This window comes from Bradyrhizobium sp. MI1.7 (assembly GCF_055811795.1).
Window position 1 is genome coordinate 1 of sequence record NZ_JBVVPO010000274.1, and the last position, 348, is coordinate 348.

The following is a 348-nucleotide window of genomic DNA, read 5'->3' on the forward strand; positions in this document are numbered from 1 at the left end:
CCAGCGTGGTCGCGCCCGCACCCCACGGATTGTCGCCGGCCGGCACCTTTTTCGCGAAGGCGTCGAACACGCAGTAGAGGAAGATCAGCACGCCGAAGCCGGAGATGTAGGAGCCGACCGAGGAGACCAGGTTCCAGCCGGCGAACGCGTCGGGATAGTCGACGTAGCGGCGCGGCATGCCCGACAGGCCGAGGAAGTGCTGCGGGAAGAACACAAGGTTCACACCGATGAAGGTGACCCAGAAGTGCGCCTTCGCCAGCGTCTCATTGTACATGTAGCCCGACATCTTCGGGAACCAGTAGTACCAGCCGGCAAAGATCCCGAACACCGCACCGAGCGACAGCACGT

At 63.2% G+C, this 348-nt stretch carries 1 protein-coding gene; it reads right to left on the reverse strand.

Going from position 1 to position 348, the window contains the following annotated elements:
• The coding region (locus AC0L3X_RS47485; protein ID WP_473317664.1) for a cbb3-type cytochrome c oxidase subunit I at positions 1–348 on the reverse strand (348 nt) is incomplete at both ends.